This is a genomic window from gamma proteobacterium symbiont of Scutellera amethystina (assembly GCF_059730845.1).
Genome location: NZ_AP035935.1, coordinates 686,144 through 704,182, shown reverse-complemented (window position 1 = coordinate 704,182; position 18,039 = coordinate 686,144). Strand labels below are relative to the sequence as shown.

Below are 18,039 nucleotides of genomic sequence, written 5' to 3'. Positions count from 1 at the left end.
GGTAAATCAGGCGCGCTGCCGCTATAATCGCGCCCAGCAATTTTTGCCCACCAATGCACACCGCAGGAGACGCCGGATGAATCAGGGTCCGTTAACCGAAAAAGAGCTGAACTGGCTTGATGACATGCTGGAAAAATATGGCAACGAACACTCCGTGGTGGACACCGCCGAACTGGACGGCATGCTGACTGCCCTGCTCTCCGGCCCGAACGACATCGAACCGAGCGAATGGCTGGTGGCGATCTGGGGCGGTGAGAAGAAGATTCCCCAATGGGCGAACGCGCGCGAAATGGACCGCTTCATGGCGCTGACTTTCCAGCACTTCAATGACATCGCCGAGCGGCTGGCGGAGTACCCGGAGCAGTTCGATCCGCTGTTCGGCGAGCAGGAGATGGAAGGCCAGCTGTTTACCGTGGTGGAAGACTGGTGCTATGGCTATATGCGCGGCGTAGCGCTGGATGCGGACTGGGCGCAGCTGCCGGCGGCACAGCAACCGGCGCTGCAGGCGATTGCGCTGCACGGCAGTGAAGAACAGCTGGCACAGCGTGAAGCCTTCACCCCGGACGCGTTTGAGGCCAGCATCGAGGCGATTCGCCCGGCGGCGCTGGAACTGCACGAATACTGGCAGGAACAGCGCATGGCGCAGCCCGATCCGGCTCCGCAGCTGCCGCATTTTGCCGGTGAAAAAACCGGTCGCAACGATCCCTGCCCGTGCGGCAGCGGCAAAAAGTTTAAGCAGTGCTGCCTGAATAAAGCCTGAGGCGCTCACCTCAACGCAGGCCAGCGCTAAAACTGGCCTGCGCACCGCGTTATCTCCCGGACGCGAGAAACTCCATCACCGCCGCATTCAGCGGCGCAGGGCACTCTTCAGGTAACCAGTGACCGCAGCCAGGTAACACTTTGCCGGTGACCTGCGAGGCGTAGCGGCTGACCACCTGCTGCTCATAGGCACCCAGTCCGCCGTGACCGCCACCGCCAATCGCCAGCATCGGCACAGCAATTTTCTCGCGGGAGAGCACTTTATTGTCCGCCACTCCCTGATTCAGCACCCGGTAATATTCAAAGGCGGCATTCAGGCTGTGCGGTTTTGCATAGGATTTGCTGTAAAGATCCAGCAGCGCCGGGGTGAACACCGCTTTGTTGGCGGCATGTTCTTTGATGAAATGCTCGAAGAACAGGCGCTCTTTACCGGCGATCAGCTGCTCAGCCAGCTTCCCCTGCGCCGCAAAGAAGCTGAAGTGCCACACCAGGGATTCGCCTTCAGGCGTAAAGGCCGGGAACTGATAGATGCTTTCATCCGGGATCGGCGCTTCCATAAAGATGGCGCGGCGGATGCTGTCCTGATGTTTCACCAGCAGCGGATAGGTATTCCAGATACCAATGTCGTGCGCCACCAGATCGAACTTTTTGCCGCCGGCGAACTGTTGTGCCAGCTGATAAAGCAGCGGCGCGACATCGGTGGCGCGATACGAATGCGGCACGTCAGACTGCCCCAGCCCCGGCAGATCCACCGCCACGACGGTGTGGTTTTTTGCCAGTTCCGGCATCAGCTGGTGCCATTCGTACCACGTCTGTCCGAAACCGTGCACCAGATACACCAGCGGTCCGCTGCCACCCTTCACATAATGCAGGCGCACGCCATCCACAGTTTGATAGCTGCTGGTAAAACCGGCGGGCAGCGGGAATTCATCCGCGGCAGTGCTGGCGGCGGAAAACAGCGCGGCCGAGGCAAGCAGCAGGGTTAACAGTAATTTTTTGAACACGTGATTGATCTCCATTTTGTCATAATGCCATTTAAAACAGTGGGTTAAATTTTTTAAGTCAGCCCGGCAGGTCAGTGACCTTGTACGCGCTGGTGCCGCGCGCCGGCCTGGAAACCGTGCTGACGCGCCTGCAGTGCGATGAGGAAGCCAACCGCCAGCAGCAACAGCAGCGCCAGCGGGAAGGACGCCACGCCCCAGTGAGTAAGCAACACGCCACCGGCCAGACCGCCGCCGGCAATCGCGCTGTTCCACACCACCACGTTCATCGACAGCGCCACATCCGCGCCCTCGCCCGCCGCATCCGCCAGCGCCGTTTGCAGCAGCGTGGCCGCCCCGCCAAACGTCAGCCCCCACAGCGCCACGCCGACATAAACCAGCAGCGGCAAGCGCGCCAGCCAGATGAACAGCAGCGAGACCAGCGCAAACAGCGCCAGACTGCCGAGCACGGCGACGCGCAGGTGGTGATCGACGAGGCGACCGGCCAGGCCGATAGCCGCCAGCGCCGCGATGCCAAACACCAGCAGCACGCTGTCCACCTGCCCGGCGAGACCCGCCTGGGTAACGAACGGCGCAATGTAGGTGTAGAGAATGTTGTGCGCCGTCATCCACGCCAGCACCACGCCCAGCACCGGGCGCACGCCTGGCGTCATGAACACCGTGCGCAGCGGCAGACGCTGATCGCTGCTTTGTCCCGGATAGTCAGGCACCCGCAGCAGCACCCAGCCGATCAGCAGCAGCGTCAGCGCTGACATGATGCCGAACGCCGTGCGCCAGCCCACCGCCGTGCCCAGCCAGGTACCGACGGGAACGCCCAGCGCCAGCGCAATCGGCGTGCCGACCATCGCCACGGCAAGCGCTTTGCCCTGCTGATGGACCGGCACCATGCGCCGCGCATAGCCGGCCAGCAGGCTCCAGGCGAGTCCCGCCGCTGCGCCGGCGAAAAAGCGCGCCACCAGCGTCAGTGCGAAGTGGGTCGAGAACGTGGTGATGGAGTTGAAAATCAGGAAACCGACGATAGCCAGCAACAGCACGTTACGGCGGCGCCAGCCCTGGGTGGCAATGGTCAGTGGAATCGCCGCCAGCAGCGAGCCAAGCGCATAAACGGTTACGGTCTGCCCGGCCAGCGCGGTGGAAATACCGAGGCCCGCCGCCATCTGCGGCAGCAGTCCGGCCGGTAAGGTTTCGGTGATGATGCAGATAAAACCGGTCATGGCCAGCGCCAGCAGCGCGCCCAGCGGTAGCGGCCGGGTTTTATCCGCGGCGGTATTCAAAATTGTCACAATCAGCGTTCCCGATGTCATCAGCGTGCAGGTAAGGCGCGCGCCGCTCGTTGAAATTATATGTACCGATCAGTATATAAATTGGCGAAGTGCGACAACCTGTTACGGTTCAGGAACAACCCTGCGGATACGCTATCCGCCGCCCGCCGGCACAGATATATACTGATCGATACATTAGTTGACGCGCGAGACCGTTGTCAACGACTTATGTATCGATTAGTATTTAAACATTGAGCTTAACGGAGCATTGAGATGGCCACTATGGGACGGCCGCGTACGTTCGATCGTGATGCGGCCATTGAACAGGCGATGAAGATTTTCTGGCAGCACGGCTATGAGTCGACATCGTTAACGCAGCTGAAGGCGGGAATTGCCGGCGGAATTTCAGCACCGAGCTTCTACGCGGCCTTTGGCTCGAAGCAGGCGCTGTTTCAGGAGTGTGTGCAGCGTTATCTATCGACCTACGCGCAGGTGGTGGAGCCGCTGTGGGATAACAGCCTGCCGCCCCGTACCGCAATGGAGACCGCGCTGCGGCGCTCGGCCAGCATGCAGTGTGAGTCCGGCCATCCGCTGGGTTGTATGGTCGGCCTGGGCGTGATGAGTGCGCCTTCCGCCGAACACGCGGACGTCACGCAGCCGCTCAAGCGCTCACGCGCCCGCACGCTGGCAGGCATGACGGCCTGCGTGCAGCGCGGCATCGACAGCGGCGAACTGCGCGCCGACACCGATGCCGCCGCCCTCGCCATCGCCCTCGACGCTTTTCTGCTGGGCGTGTCGGTGCTGGTGCGCGATGGCGTCAACGGCGCGCAGATCGATACCGCCATCGCCCACGTCATGGCCGTGTGGGACGCGGCGAAATCCGTGACGGATTAAGCGCCCCAGCCGCCTGGCGACGCACGCTGAACATTACCCCGCCGGTTTGACTTCGGTGACCAGCGTTGGCAGCTGCCATGCGCCGCCGGCGCGGATGGCACGACACATACCGGTGGTGGCCTCGCTGCTCTGCACGAACTGGCGGCCATCCCACACCCATGCAGCGGTGCTCCAGCAGTCACCAATGCCGCGCCCTTTCTGCGCTTCGCTGATCACGCCGTCATGATAATCAGATCCGGAATCGGTGATCAGCTGCGGCGTGCCCTGCAGCGCGTTATCCAGCAGCCAAAAACCGTAGCCTTCGTTGTAAGCCCCGCGCCAGCACAGCGCGGCGATCAGCACGTGCTGCGCATCCACCGGCGTCAGCGTAGGCGGTTCTGCGCCCTCTTCTGGCTGATCGTCGGACGGCGCGAGATTGTCACAGCTGTCATCATCGGTCAGCGAGGCAATCAGCTTTGGCTTGACCTGTGCCAGTTCATCTGGCGTCAGCGGGCGCGGCGCGGCTTTCAGCACATGGACCTGCTGGATCACCGGCATCGCCACTGCCGCCGGTACGCTGGCTTCCGGCTGATTACCCTTGCGCACCAGCGCGCCCGGCGTGTTCAGCCGTCCCTGCGCCTCATCCATTTTCAACAGCGTGGCAAAGGCCCCGTTGCCGGAGAGCTCAAACGGCTCGGCCGCACCGCGAAACTCCACTCTGGCGCTGCCTTTGATGGCGGCGATCAGCGCCTGGGTCTGCGCGTCGCTTAGCGTCCACTCATCGTTCTCCGCTTTGCTGACTTCGCCCAGCGCGCGATCGTCAATCCACAGCGCCAGCGCATTCACCTGCTGCGCATCATCGTCGCCGGTATCGGCCAGCACCACGCGCCCGTGCGTCAGGCTGTCTGGCCCGCCGGCGCGCGTCAGCAGCACCGATCCGCCCGCGCCCTCTTCGGCGCTGTAGCCGGCGGCGCGGCAGGTCAGCGTATTATCACAAGCCAGCTCCCAGTCTTTATGGCTAAACGAGACGCCTTCGTCGGCCCACAACGGCGTGCTCAGGCTGGCGAACAGCGTCAGCGCCAGCAGCAATCGGCTTTTCATGCCATCTCTCCCTAATGGTAAAGGTGGCTAGTGTGATGATTTTTGCGGCGCGGGAGAAGTGAATTTTTTGCGGCGGGTCTTATTCCATCGCTGCCTGTGGTTGTGGCTGACGCGCCATCAGGCTCAGCGCCACCAGCATCGCCAGCGCCACGGCAATTGCGCCAGCGAGATACACCGAAGCCACGCCGCGGTGGGCGGCCAGCGCGCCCGCCAGCGGACTGGTGACTGCCAGCGCGATATCGAGAAACGCCACGTAAGCCCCCATCGCCAGGCTGCGGGTGTGCGGCGGCGCACGGCGCACCGCTTCCACGCCGAACGCCGGAAAGGCCAGCGAATAGCCAAAACCGGTCAGCGCCGCGCCGAGATAAACCAGCGTCGCGCTATCCGCGCCCCAAATCAGCAGCTGACCGCAGGCTTCAATCAGCACGCACACCAGCGCGACGCGCGCGCCGCCCAGCTTATCCGGCAAATGGGCAAAGAACAGGCGCGCCGCGATAAACGCCACGCCAAACGCGGTGAACGCCAGCGACGCGTTGCCCCAGGCCCTGGCCGCAAACAGCAGCGCGATAAACGCGGTGATCATGCCAAAGCCGACGCTGGCGAGCGCCAGACCCAGTCCCGGCCGCCACACCGCGCCCATGACTTTGTAGAACGGCGTGCGTTTGGTCGAGGTCGGCGCGACAGCACGCACCTGGGTGATAAACATCAGCGGCAGCAGCGGTACCACGATGATCGCCATGGCGATGCCGGTGAAGTGCCAGCCGTGATAAATCGCCACGCCCAGCGGCGCACCCAGCGCCCAGGCGCCGTAAATCGCGATACCAATCCACGCCATCACTTTGCCGGCATTGGCCGGTCCCACCAGCCCGAGTCCCCAGCCGAGCGCGCCGGTGGCCAGCAGGCTCTCGCCCAGCGCCAGCACCACACGCCCCAGCAGCAGGATGGCTACCGAGCTGGCAGGCCGATCAATGAACAGCAGCGAAATCAGATAGATCACGCCGGAACTCGCCACCACCAACAGCCCGGCCAGCACCGCGCGTTTCGCGCCGCGCATATCGGCGAAGTTGCCCGCCCACGAACGCGTCAGCAGCGACGCGACAAACTGTGCGCCGATGACCGTGCCGATCGCCAGCGTATCCATACCGAGATTCTGCTGCAGATGCAGCGGCAGCACCGGCAGCTGCATCCCCATGGTGAGAAAAGCGATAAACACCGCCAGCGTCACCGGCAGCAAGGTGATAAATACATTATTTTTCATCGATATAATCCAGAAAACTGCCGCACGCAGCGGCAGCGTGATATCAGAGATGGGTGTAATAGGCCGGCGTATTGAGCTCGCTCAGCAGGTCCGGGCGGGTTGCAGACCAGTCCAGCAGCGTGCGCGTGCGCTGGCTGGAGACCGCCATGTTGCCCGCCGCCATGTTAGCGAACCAGCCAAAGTGTGCCCGGTCGCGCTCGCCGCTGGGCAATCCGAGCTGGCGCCCTATCGTCTCCGCGATTGCGCGGAACGGCACCGCCTCATCGGCCACCGCGTGATAAACGCGTTCAGTGACGCCCTGCTCCAGCGCCAGCCGATAGACGCGCGCCGCATCGCGACGATGCACGCCGGACCAGCAGTTCTCACCGCTGCCGCACCAGGCGGAAATCCCGCTCTCACGCGCCAGCCGCACCAGAATCGGCACGAAACCGTGATCGCCGAGGCCATGTACCGACGGCGCCAGCCGTACTGTCGCCACATGCACGCCGCGCTGCGACAGCGCCTGCGCCGCCGCTTCCGACTGACGCGGTGACACTGGCTGCGGCTGATCCAGCTCCGTCGCTCCGCGCGCCATACCGGACAGGCCGGACGTCACCAGCAGCATGCGATCCGATCCGGCAATCGCCTCGCCGAGCAGCTCGATTACCTGACGGTCCTGCTCGCAGTTCTGCACGAAGCGCGAGAAATCATGGTTAAACGCGGTATGAATGATGGCGTCCGCGGATTGCGCGGCGTCACGCAGCACGTCGGCATCTTCCAGCGAACCGCGAATAACCTGTGCGCCAGTGACGGCCAGCGCCACGGCTTTTTCCGCCGAACGCGCCAGCCCTGTTACCTGATGGCCTGCCGCGATCAATTCTTCCACTACCGCTGAACCCACCCAGCCGGTGGCCCCGGTGACAAATATCTGCATGGTCTTCTCCCCTGCACGTTAAAACGCGAGTGTTTCGTCGTGTTGATATGATGCGTGCTGTGGAGCGGTGGCGCTAATCGCATCAGCAATGCAGGAGCAAGCCTTGTCGGACAAGGCCTGAGGGCATGAAGACCGCGACTTATTCGGCGAGAGTTCAGGTTTACAGTGCCGCGACAATCTGCTGGCGCAGCCATTGCTGGGCGGGATCGCGATGCAGGCGCTCGTGCCATAGCATCAGGATGTCAAACCCTTCAATCTGCAGCGGCGGTGCAAGCACGCGGAGCTGCGGCGCGTTTCGCACCAGGCGCTCCGGCAGCACGGCGACCAAATCACTGTTGGCCAGCGTGTCGAGCATAAACAGGAAATGCGGCACCGAGAGCGCGACGCGGCGCGTGCGGCCGAGCGTTGCCAGCGCGCGATCGGTGGCCGCACTGAAGCCGCCGCCATCCGGCGAAACCATCACAAACTCCAGCTGACAAAAACGGTCCAGCGTCAGGGGCTGCTGCAGCTGCGGATGATCGTGCCGGCCAGCCAGCACGTAGCGCTCGCTGAACAAGCGGCGCTGATGCAGCGTCGGCGGCGCGTTGTCGCCGGTGTGAAACACCATATCCAGCTCGCCCTTCTCCAGCTGCTGCGCCACCTGCGGCGGATTGAGTGCGAACACCGCCATGCGGCTGCGCGGTGCCGCTTCACGAATGAGTTTCAGCGCCGGCAGGATCAGCGCCGATGACATGTAATCGGTGGCGGCAATGCGCCAGGTAAGCTCCGCGCGCGCCGGATCGAACGCTGCCGGCGGTGCCACCGCGCGCTCCAGCGCCTCCAGCGCCAGACGCAGCGGCTCGCGCAGGGCCTCGGCGCGGGCGGTGGGCAGCATGCCGCGCGGACCAGGCAACAGCAGCGGATCGTCAAACAGCACCCGCAGGCGCGCCAGCTGAGCACTTACCGACGGCTGCGACAGATTGAGGCGCTGCGCTGCGCGCGTCACGTTCTGCTCCACCAGCAGCACGTCTAGGGTTTGCAGCAGATTCAAATCCAGCGAGTGCATATTCATGCTAGCTATACCTGAGATATCAGTAATTGATTTCTACTATAACCAGCGCTGGCTTAACCTGCAGCGGTTTTCATCTCACAGGATACCGCCATGAATGTTTTGATTGTGTATGCCCATCCGGAACCGCGCTCGCTGAACGGATCGCTGAAAGACTTTGCCGTGAATCATCTGCAGCAGGCGGGCCATCAGGTGCAGGTGTCAGATCTGTACGCCATGCAGTGGAAAGCGCAGCTGGATGCCGCCGATACGCTGGCGCCCCCGGTGGGCGCGCATTTTGATGCCACGCTGGATTCGCGTTTCGCCTACGACAACCAGCTGCAGGCAGCGGACATTGCCGCCGAGCAGGAGAAGCTGCGCTGGGCCGACACGGTGATTTTTCAGTTTCCGCTGTGGTGGTTTTCGATGCCGGCAATCATGAAAGGCTGGTTTGACCGCGTGTATGCCAACGGTTTTGCCTATGGCGTCGGCGAGCACAACGATCATCACTGGGGCGATCGCTACGGCGAAGGCACGCTCGCCGGCAAGCGCGCCATGCTGGTGGTGACCACCGGCGGCTGGGAGTCGCACTACGCGCCGCGCGGCATCAACGGCCCGATTGAGGATCTGCTATTCCCGATCCAGCACGGCATGCTGTTCTATCCCGGCTTTAGCGTATTGCCACCGCTGGTGTTGTATCGCGTGCAGAAGTCGGCGCAGGAACGCTTCGCCGACTGGTGCGCCGCGCTGGCGCAACGACTGGATCGCTTAGCGCAGGATCAACCGATTGCCTTCCGTCGCCAGAACGGCGGTGAATATGAGATTCCGGCGCTGACGCTGCGCGAGGATCTTGCGGAATGCGAGCGCGGATTTGGCGTGCACGTGGCGCGCTGAGCCGCAGGCCGCCAAACCGCAGCGACGCGCTGCCGTATTATTCAAACAGCCAGCGCCCCGCCTGCGCCGACGCAATCAGCATGCCCAGCGTGAAATCCGGCACCACCGGCACTTCACGCTTATTGAACGGGTTGAGGATTTGCGCCAGCGACGGTTCGTCCGGGTAGTAGGTTTCAATAGAAAAATTAGCGCGATCGACCGCGAACTCGCTGAAAAACTCCTCCATCAGCGCGGCGGCTTCGTCGCGCTCGAAGTTGAGATCGCTGTCGATATCAATCTGCGGCGTGAGCGTTTTCTGCTTGAACAGATACACGCCGTCATAGCGCCGCACCAGTTCATAGATACGCTGTTCGAGTTGCTCTGTCATCGTCGCCTCTTCGCCTGTGCTGATTGGATCGCAGGGCATTTTGCCATGCCTTGCCGTGAGGCAGGAGGAAAAAAATGTCAGCCGTGAATACGTATCGCAATCCTGCATAAAAATTCCGGTAGCCATTGCTACCGGGACCCTTATCACTTAAGCGGCAGATAGATATCCGTCAGCAATTCGTGTTCCGCCACTTCATGCACAAAGTTGTGATAGTGGAAGAACAGCGGGAAATCGCGCAGCTCTTCACCGCTGGCCGGCAACCATTCGCTGTAGAGCGATCGCGCCAGCTCGGTCAGTGCGCTGTGCGAGCCGTGATGACGCAGCACCGCGCAGCGTCCGCCGGGAATGGTGCTGTTGACGACGCCAAAGGCGTTGTCTTCGTTAACCGGCGCCGTCACCGAACCGCAAAGGTGATACTGAAAATCCCCGGCTGGCGTGCTGGCCGGATCGTGCGGCGCGACGCCGAACGTCTGGCTGCTGCGCACCGGCGATGCGCCGCTGCTTTTGCGCCAGGCAATAAACTGCGCCGCCGTTTCGTTGATGCGCTGCGGATCGCCGTGATGCGTGAGCATCGCCACCGGCGTGGTGGGAAACATTTTAATCTCGACTGACATACTCTCTCTCCGATTGACGGGTGGCTGAGGCATGCGCTGATGCCAGGTAATCCATACCGGCTGCTGACGAAATTCACTCGGCGTCACGTCAAATACCTGCTTAAAGGCGCGACTGAATGATTCGGCATGCTGAAAACCGGCATCGAGCGCAATCTCAATGATTTTCTCGTGCGGATTGAATGCCAGCCGGTACGACGCCCGTTTGAGCCGCATCAGCTGGATGTAACGCCCCGGCGGCATGCCGCACCAGGCGCTGAACTGGCGGTGAAAGTGGTACGGCGAAAAGTGCGCCACTTCACTCAGTTGCTCCAGCAGCAGCGCTTCATCAAGATGGCGTTCGATGTAGTCGAACACTTTGTCAAAGCGCTTGCGGTAAGTCTCGCGGTGATCGTTTTTGTTTACTGGCATAGCATCCTCTCTGGGGAATGAGTATGCCCGTATGGCTGGGAGTGGGCCTGATGGATCTTGCGGAGTTTTGAGGGAGAGTAAAGAGCGGTGATGATTTTTGCTGTGAATCAGCGGGGGGATTATGCGCTTACGTTGCGCGATTATTTGAGGCCTGGCAGACTTGGGCATCATGCTTTTTAAGCATTGAATATGATGAATGAACGGTTCATGCTAAATGGGGCGAAGGCCGGACTCGAATTTCACACCTAACAGACTGATATAAATGTAGTTTATAAGCAGGAATAAATAGCTATACCCGCACTTGTACCCACAAGTTAAAATCCGTATAAAAAATAGACCTTACTAATGGGTATAAAGCCATATCAGTAGAACACCGATATGGCTATCAAAGCAAGGTTCAGGCTGGCAGGAAAGTTTTCTTCAGAGGTATCAATTACCATCCACTCAGAACAAAGTCAGATTTGGCTGCGAAATGAACGTTAACTCTTGCTTTGCTTTGCTAGTTCCCATGGCAAATCTCTGCGTCTATTTACTGGTTTTCGAGTACCCTCGTTTCTCAATTGTTGAGCGGCCCAACGAATGTCATATTGCCACGTATACAACATATCGCCGGAATCCCTAAGCTCAGCCTCGTAGCTGTCCCATACGTACTTTGAAACTTCACGTGGCCAAGCGCTACCACCCCGTTCCCGAAGGCACTCTATGGTCCATAGTTTCATGCTTTCCCTAGTTACCATCATACCTCCTAACTTTCGCCCATTCATCGATACATCCTAATATTAACAACGACATCCTTTGGCACAAGACGGGCTGTATCGAAGAACTTGTTGTCTCAATGAGCGAGGATCGGCCCCTCATGAGTTCCATTTGTTCCCGCAATCGGAAGAGTAATAGCAGTTTAACATTGCCTTAAAAATGAAATGTGATAAATTTCTGTATGCAATATTAAGCTAAAAGGAAATTACGGTGAGTCTACTTGAATTGATTGAATCAAAGAGGGCACATATCGCCAGAAATTCTTCAGAAAATGGAATATTAGGGGAACGCAGCCTACTTGACTCACAAGCTTTATGGATAAAAAGACCTAAAGGGAAAGACATGAAAAATCTGCTAGCTGCGCTGAAGCAGTTTGAAGATATTGAAATAAAGGCATCAAGCTTTGATTTTATTTCTATCCCTGAAAATGTAAGTATTGACTTTAGTGACGTTAGCTCCTTGGCTGGAATATTAAAATCATTAACATTTATTGAACTTAAAACCTGCAATCAAAAAAGGGTTACCACTCCGGACTTCAGGAATTTCTTCTTTGCCATTACTGAGAACGAAATAATAGCATCACAACTTCTCGGCGATAGGCATATAGTTGTACTACACAACAAAATAACGGGAGATAAACTGGTAACAACAATACCAGAAATAATAAATAGGGCCAATTCTAAGAACTGGCAGCTGTCTGTAAGCCTTGGATCGCGAGAAGTTTAATTTTTTATTTTAGAAAAAAAGTGTTTAATAATGATAGGTATACTTTAATTAATACTATCACATCCCCAAATATAAAACATGCGGCGCAAAGGAAGCTAAGACAATGGCAAAGCTCCCTATTAAAATAACATGCTATAACTATAACAAAGCATTCTTTACTATTTTATCTCGCACTTCATAACTTTGAATGAATATTTATCATTATTCCTAGTCGCAACCAGAACATTGCCATCACCTAAAAATGAAACCTTAGCATTATTAATGTTGGCACATGGACTTTTATCAAACATCTCGAGTGTGTAAATCATCCCTTGAGATTTATTACTGATATAAGATATATAGTCATTACCTATGAGTCGTGAAACTTGAAAAATAAAAGCACAATAAATCATTAAAGATATAACCTGGATTATTAAAGTGGTTTTGTGCAAAAACCTCTGTTGATTAGGTTCATATCCTGGCACTAAGAATTTCTTAAGTTTATCGTCATACACAAAAAACCAGCCCCATATAGGTACTGATACCAAAATAACCGCGAACAGTAAGATCATACCAAGAGGCACGATCAAAGGAATCATCGAAGCCGCAATAAATATCAAGGAGTGAGGGAAGTTTGTTGGTGAAACTGAAGTTATATCATTGATCACCACACCTGAAAGACATAGGGCAAAATTCAAACAAAGCGTACCTCCTAGTATCAGAATCCATTTACCCAATATTGTTTCATATGCTTTTTTATATATACTAATTAGACTATGGAACACCGAAAAGCTCCAGTAAATCAAAATCAGGATAAAGCTCCCCTTCCACAAACTTTCTAACTCCAGAAAATCAATAAGAAAACAAATGACGACTGCAACAATAAGATTCCTTATTATTTTTTGAGACATATCAAGTTTGGAGTTAAAGGTTACAAGTTTATTAACGGTAGTTTTATATATCATATCACCCCCCTGTTTAGTTCTGATTTATACCACAAGCACTATCTTTAACCCAACTAAAAATTGATCACATCATATATCAATTAACTGAATTAATTCATATCTTCATCTATTTTGATTTTAAGCATTTCATAAAGAAATTACTAGACAACAGCACAATCATTTTCGTAATGCATTGAATCGCCACGGATAATCTAGACACTTTCGAGCCGTTGATAATATTTGTTTTCGTATTCAGTTGGTGGCATCTGATCGCTCGAGCCATGCCGACGCTTACTGTTATAAAACATTTCGATGTAATCAAAAATATCACTGCGGGCTTCTTCCCGTGTTCCGTAGATCTTTTTCTTAATCCGTTCGCGTTTCAGTAGCTGGAAAAAGCTTTCCGCAACCGCGTTGTCGTGACAGTTACCGCGACGACTCATGCTGCCTTCCAGAGCGTGTGATTTCAGGAACGATTGCCACTCATGGCTCGTGTACTGACTGCCCTGATCAGAATGAATCAGTACCTGTTTTTGAGGATTACGCCTCCACACCGCCATTAATAATGCGTTCAGGACAATCTCTTTTGTCATGCGGGATTGCATTGACCAGCCGACAACTTTCCGGGAGAACAGGTCAACCACCACGGCCAGATACAGCCAGCCTTCGTGAGTTCGGATGTAGGTTATGTCCGTCACCCAACGCTCATCTGGTGAGTCCGGATTGAACTGCCGCTGGAGCCTGTTCGGTACCACGATGCTGGCTTCGCCTTTACGTGCCCGTGGGCTACGGTACCCAACCTGAGCTTTTATACCGGCACGCTTCATCAGCCGCCAGACCCGGTTCACTCCGCACTGCTGCCCGCTATCCCGCAGGTCCAGATGGATGTTGCGATAACCATAGACGCAGCCAGACGCAAGCCAGAACTGTTTGATCTGCCCGGTCAGCATCTGGTCTGCCTGGTGACGCTGTGAATGTGGCTGCTGAAGCCAGACATAAAATCCACTCGGATGGACGTCCAGAACCCGACAGAGCAAACGAACAGGCCAGCAACGGCGGTTGTCGCGGATAAAGGCGTACCTCAGTCGGACAGTTTTGCGAAGTACGCCGCGGTTTTTTTAGTATGTCTCTCTCGTCGGTAACCCGCTTCAGCTCTTTCTGGAGTCGGCGGATCTCGGCCTGAGCATCTGACTGTTCTTTATTAGTGGATGAGTCCGGGCCGTACTTCTTTATCCAGGCGTAAAGACTGTGGGTGGTGATATCGAGACGTGTTGCAACGCTGGAAACAGAATGACCGCGATCAACAACCTGTTTGACTGCTTCGATTTTAAACTCTTCGGGATAACGCTTACCGCTCATGGGCACCTCTCTTTAAGCCATCTTAAATGACTCCGAGGTGTCTGTTAAAGCCGTGGCGATTCAGATACAGGATGGGGCATTCCCTAAACCTATTAAGCTTGGCAGAGCTTCCCGTTGGCTAAAAAGCGATTTGGAAGAGTGGTTATATTACCGTATTTACGAATCCAGAAATTAATCTGTTCTCATTTTAATCTGTTTCAAATTTCAATATCAAATTTAAACGCATCTGCCCCCTCAGCTACAATAAAATTAAGTGTGATTACAATAATATACGTAGTCACAGTGCCTATGGCGCTCTGGACCCGGAACAGTTTGAAACCCAGAGCTTCAAGCCGTGCCCACATTCCGCATGTAAGATCAGACATACCAGAGCAATAAATCTTGAAGCTGGCCTCTGTAGAGATCATAATGCTCGGTTGCACACTTTTCTTTGCTACTAGGCCCCATTACATGAAGCAATCCGCATACAACTCCATTCAAGAAAAACGTCTTCAGCCATGGAAGGGTGAAGAAGAAGTCCGGTTTGCTTGGAACAAAGCTCTGGAAGATGCAACTGGATTGCATCTATTTGCCGAACGTGATCGTAATGATGCTAGTTACAATCACGTCATAATCGAATACAAAGCACCTGGATACTTTAAAGGCAAAAAAGACAGTCCCGCGTTCCTGAATGCCACTAAAGAGCGACTGCTACCTTATATAGTAAAAAAAGCAACAGATACAAAAATCCCTGAGTCAGACTTTATTGGTATTGCGATAGATGGAGAACATATTTGTTTTGCCCAAGTTATTAATGGTGAGATCAATACCCAACACTTGATGCCATTTTCTCCCGAATCCGTAGAAATGGTAGTTGATGCTCTTCGATCAGATACTCGTAAAGGACTTACTACAGAAAACTTACTCGCTGATTTTAGTCATGGCTCTGCTAACGCTAGAGCTTTCATGCAGCAACTCTCCGATGGGCTTGCTCAACAACTTGCCATCAGCGGAAATAACAAATTAAAAATGCTCTTTGCCGAGTGGCGCATTTTATACGGTCAGGTTGCTGACCTCTCCATAGTACAAGCTGAAGCCATTGCGAAAGAGCTGAAATTTACCTGGTCTGGGTCACCATCAGATTCTATCTCTGCGCGGCTCTTCGTTCTTCATACCTACAACTCAATGCTGATAAAACTGCTGGCAGCGGAGATAATCTCAGCACATGGGCTGACGTCAATACAACAGCCAGCGCAAAGCATGGCTGCATTGAAAAATGATGCTCAGATGCTTGAATTCCTAAGTTCAGCGATAGAACGCTCCACTCTTTTCCAAGAGGCAGGAATTAATGGCTTCGTTGAGGAAGCCATTTTCAGTTGGTACCTCGACGTAGCCAGCTTGAATACGGTCCCTGAATTGTTACCAACCCTAAGACGCTTACTTTCTGTCTTATCACTTTATCGTCTTGATCAGCTCTCTCAGACACGTGACGTGTTACGTGATTTGTATCACGGATTAGTCCCGGGTAAATTGCGTCAGAGTCTAGGTGAATTTTATACACCAGACTGGCTAGTTGACTTTACCTTGAATAAAGTTAGTGATCCTAGTCTTATGACAAAAAGAGTCCTTGACCCAACTTGTGGATCAGGGGCCTTTTTATTGGCTGTTATTCGCAATAAGCGTCAATTAGCCAAAGAGAAAAATCTCAGCGCTAGGGAAACATTGAAACTTGTCTGTGACACCGTATGGGGTTTTGATCTCAATCCACTAGCTGTACAGACGGCAAGAGTAAACTTTCTTATTGAAGTCGCCGATTTATTATCGCAATGCCCGGGCCAAGAATTGGAGGTCCCAGTTCTAATGGCTGATGCGATATATTCCCCAGCGTCGACACCTAAAGCCTCTGACTCCATCATTCAGTATCGTATTGGCAGTCAGTTTGCAAAACTTGATATTCACTTGCCAGCTGCACTAGCGCTTGATCGCATCAACCTTGATGTCATGTTTGATCGCATGGGTAAAGATGTCGAACTGGGACTCGATTTTGATGAGTCTATGGAAAAGGTTAGGAAAGGGAATTATTTTTCCGATGATCAGCTCAAAGAATGGGATGCTCCTCTGCGTTACACATACGATCAAATATTGAATTTGCATCGTCAGAATTGGAACGGAATATGGTTCAGGATTGTAAGAAACTTTTTCTGGTCAGCTACTGCAGGACATTTCGACTTAGTGATTGGTAATCCGCCATGGGTGAGATGGTCTAAATTACCAGACTTATATCGTGAGCGTGTAAAACCGACCTGCGAGCAATACGGGATATTCTCGAATACTCGAATGCACGGTGGCAATGAGCTAGATATTTCCGCTATGATCACCTATACGGTCGCAGACAAATGGCTTAACAATGGCGGACGTTTAGCGTTTGTCATTACAGGTACACTGTTTAAAAATCCATCATCAGCTGGTTTCAGAACGTTCAAAATCGAACCTTCACGCGAGGACTCGTTATATATTCAACCGATATCCGTTGACGATATGAAAGGTCTCAAGCCTTTTGAAGATGCCAGTAACCACACGACGATTGCTGTTTTTGAAAAGTCCAAAAATACGCCAGAATATCCCGTCTCATATCGCGTCTGGAGTCCTAATGCCGGGAAAAGACGGGCTATAAAATCTTCGCAGACTCTTGAAGAGGTCATGGGCACTATCCAGTATGAAGAAAAAGAGGCCTTTCCTGTTAATGAGCCTGGTTCACCATGGGCGATATTAGCACCAGACCGATTTGAATCGATAAAATATTTATCTCGTCAATGCTCATGGACTAAGGGTAGGAAGGGAATTACGACCGATCTTAACGGTGTCTTCTTCGTACCTATCCTCAACGTGAATGAAACTCATGTCCAAATTCGAAGTAGGCCAGAGGCTGGTAAAAAAGATATAGGCCCGGTTAAACAGGCTTGGGTAGAGCCTACAGATCTCTATCCCCTTATTAAAGGGGCCGGTGATTTTGAAGAGTGCTATCTCAAAATCAATGCGCCTAATTTTGACAACAAAGACCGTCTTTACACATTTGTGCCCAATACTGGGATATCAACTGCCGAGTATGCTGAAGCAGAAGAACGTCTAAATAGGTATGAGCTAAGAAAAACTGCAGCTTGGTTCGATTCATTTCAATCAATTCTGCAAGCACGTTCAACTTATCGCAGACAAATGAAAGGTGCACCTTTCCATGCCGTATATAATGTTGGTGATTACACATTTAAGCCATGGAAGGTCATCTGGCCTGAAATGTCTTCGTCATTCTATGCAGCTGTAGCTGGAAGCGCTGATGTTCCCTTGCTAGGTACTCGCCCCTACATACCTGATCATAAAGTTTATTTTTCAGCTTTTGATGACAAAGAAACTGCTTACTATTTATGTGGGCTTTTGAATTCACAAACAGTTCAAGAGTGGATTGATGCACATAATGTTTCTATACAGGTTGCTGACGTGTTCAAACACTTAGATTTGCCTGAGTTTCGAAAAGAAGAGCATCGACATATCGCTCTGGCACAAAAAGTTATGTCTGCTCATCAGGAGCACAATAGAGAGAAACGTAAATTTATCGTGGAAGAAGCAAAACAATTGGCTGAAGAAATATTGACAAAATGGAGTAACAAACTTCCCGAATAATTTCCTTTCCGCATAGGTTAAATATTTATAGTCAAAACGCCACAATGTAGCGTTTTGACTATCTTACCAGCCCCCCGCGATAAGTATGATATCAGCACTTTTCCCTTCAGAACCAGCGCTCGAGAATACGCTCGGCATTGACGC

General features: G+C 53.9%; 16 protein-coding genes. 6 read left to right on the top strand and 10 right to left on the bottom strand.

The window, feature by feature from the left end; genetic code table 11:
* The first annotated feature begins 76 nt into the window (after window positions 1-76).
* Window positions 77-760 (top strand): YecA/YgfB family protein, encoded by a 684-nt coding sequence (locus AC6I79_RS03280; protein WP_058771427.1) that lies wholly within the window; start codon window positions 77-79, stop codon window positions 758-760.
* A 49-nt stretch (window positions 761-809) separates the two neighbouring features.
* Here AC6I79_RS03280 and AC6I79_RS03275 read toward each other — a convergent pair whose 3' ends face one another.
* Both AC6I79_RS03275 and AC6I79_RS03270 read right to left on the bottom strand, forming a co-directional pair.
* Window positions 810-1,778 (bottom strand): alpha/beta fold hydrolase, encoded by a 969-nt coding sequence (locus tag AC6I79_RS03275; RefSeq protein WP_498027568.1) that lies wholly within the window; start codon window positions 1,776-1,778, stop codon window positions 810-812.
* Window positions 1,779-1,834: 56 nt separating this feature from the next.
* Window positions 1,835-3,064, bottom strand: a complete 1,230-nt coding sequence (locus AC6I79_RS03270) for an MFS transporter (protein WP_127834575.1) — start codon at window positions 3,062-3,064, stop codon at window positions 1,835-1,837.
* 231 nt (window positions 3,065-3,295) lie between these two features.
* Here AC6I79_RS03270 and AC6I79_RS03265 point away from each other — a divergent pair, with 231 nt between their 5' ends.
* Window positions 3,296-3,916 (top strand): TetR/AcrR family transcriptional regulator, encoded by a 621-nt coding sequence (locus tag AC6I79_RS03265; RefSeq protein WP_159377923.1) that lies wholly within the window; start codon window positions 3,296-3,298, stop codon window positions 3,914-3,916.
* A 33-nt stretch (window positions 3,917-3,949) separates the two neighbouring features.
* Here the strand turns inward: AC6I79_RS03265 and AC6I79_RS03260 are convergent, their stop codons facing one another.
* The 4 genes from AC6I79_RS03260 to AC6I79_RS03245 all read right to left on the bottom strand — a co-directional run bounded on the left by AC6I79_RS03260 (window position 3,950) and on the right by AC6I79_RS03245 (window position 8,218).
* Window positions 3,950-4,996, bottom strand: coding sequence for a DUF1176 domain-containing protein (locus AC6I79_RS03260; RefSeq protein WP_058776427.1), 1,047 nt, complete (start codon window positions 4,994-4,996; stop codon window positions 3,950-3,952).
* A 79-nt stretch (window positions 4,997-5,075) separates the two neighbouring features.
* A complete protein-coding gene (locus AC6I79_RS03255; RefSeq protein ID WP_088516723.1) occupies window positions 5,076-6,254 on the bottom strand; it encodes an arabinose transporter in 1,179 nt (392 codons plus the stop codon).
* A gap of 43 nt (window positions 6,255-6,297) precedes the next feature.
* Window positions 6,298-7,167 carry an SDR family oxidoreductase gene (locus AC6I79_RS03250; protein WP_141496405.1) on the bottom strand — a complete coding sequence of 290 codons (870 nt, stop codon included), beginning with the start codon at window positions 7,165-7,167 and terminating at the stop codon, window positions 6,298-6,300.
* A 160-nt stretch (window positions 7,168-7,327) separates the two neighbouring features.
* On the bottom strand, window positions 7,328-8,218 hold the full coding sequence (locus AC6I79_RS03245) for a LysR family transcriptional regulator (RefSeq protein ID WP_159377924.1): 891 nt from the start codon (window positions 8,216-8,218) through the stop codon (window positions 7,328-7,330).
* A gap of 90 nt (window positions 8,219-8,308) precedes the next feature.
* Between AC6I79_RS03245 and AC6I79_RS03240 the strand changes: the two genes are divergently transcribed.
* A complete protein-coding gene (locus AC6I79_RS03240) occupies window positions 8,309-9,088 on the top strand; it encodes an NAD(P)H-dependent oxidoreductase (RefSeq protein ID WP_159377925.1) in 780 nt (259 codons plus the stop codon).
* 37 nt (window positions 9,089-9,125) lie between these two features.
* Here the strand turns inward: AC6I79_RS03240 and AC6I79_RS03235 are convergent, their stop codons facing one another.
* Together AC6I79_RS03235 and AC6I79_RS03230 are read right to left on the bottom strand one after the other, a co-directional pair.
* A complete protein-coding gene (locus AC6I79_RS03235) occupies window positions 9,126-9,455 on the bottom strand; it encodes a DUF1493 family protein (protein ID WP_159377926.1) in 330 nt (109 codons plus the stop codon).
* 143 nt (window positions 9,456-9,598) lie between these two features.
* Entirely contained in the window at window positions 9,599-10,477 is an 879-nt protein-coding gene (locus AC6I79_RS03230; RefSeq protein ID WP_159377927.1) for an AraC family transcriptional regulator, read from the bottom strand.
* Between the two features lie 966 nt (window positions 10,478-11,443).
* Between AC6I79_RS03230 and AC6I79_RS03225 the strand changes: the two genes are divergently transcribed.
* Window positions 11,444-11,959: a hypothetical protein gene (locus AC6I79_RS03225; protein WP_159377928.1), complete on the top strand. Its 516-nt coding sequence runs from the start codon at window positions 11,444-11,446 to the stop codon at window positions 11,957-11,959.
* Between the two features lie 158 nt (window positions 11,960-12,117).
* Here the strand turns inward: AC6I79_RS03225 and AC6I79_RS03220 are convergent, their stop codons facing one another.
* Window positions 12,118-12,903, bottom strand: a complete 786-nt coding sequence (locus tag AC6I79_RS03220; RefSeq protein ID WP_236569472.1) for a hypothetical protein — start codon at window positions 12,901-12,903, stop codon at window positions 12,118-12,120.
* Window positions 12,904-13,094: 191 nt separating this feature from the next.
* Window positions 13,095-14,241, bottom strand: a protein-coding gene (locus tag AC6I79_RS03215; RefSeq protein ID WP_159377929.1) for an IS3 family transposase whose coding sequence is annotated in 2 segments (ribosomal slippage) — window positions 13,095-13,995 and window positions 13,994-14,241 — 1,149 coding nt in all. Because the reading frame shifts where the segments join, the coding sequence is not laid out codon by codon here.
* Window positions 14,242-14,260: 19 nt separating this feature from the next.
* Between AC6I79_RS03215 and AC6I79_RS03210 the strand changes: the two genes are divergently transcribed.
* On the top strand, window positions 14,261-14,416 hold the full coding sequence (locus AC6I79_RS03210; protein WP_413230764.1) for a helix-turn-helix transcriptional regulator: 156 nt from the start codon (window positions 14,261-14,263) through the stop codon (window positions 14,414-14,416).
* A 275-nt stretch (window positions 14,417-14,691) separates the two neighbouring features.
* Window positions 14,692-17,895: an Eco57I restriction-modification methylase domain-containing protein gene (locus AC6I79_RS03205; RefSeq protein WP_159377930.1), complete on the top strand. Its 3,204-nt coding sequence runs from the start codon at window positions 14,692-14,694 to the stop codon at window positions 17,893-17,895.
* Window positions 17,896-18,039: the final 144 nt, after the last annotated feature.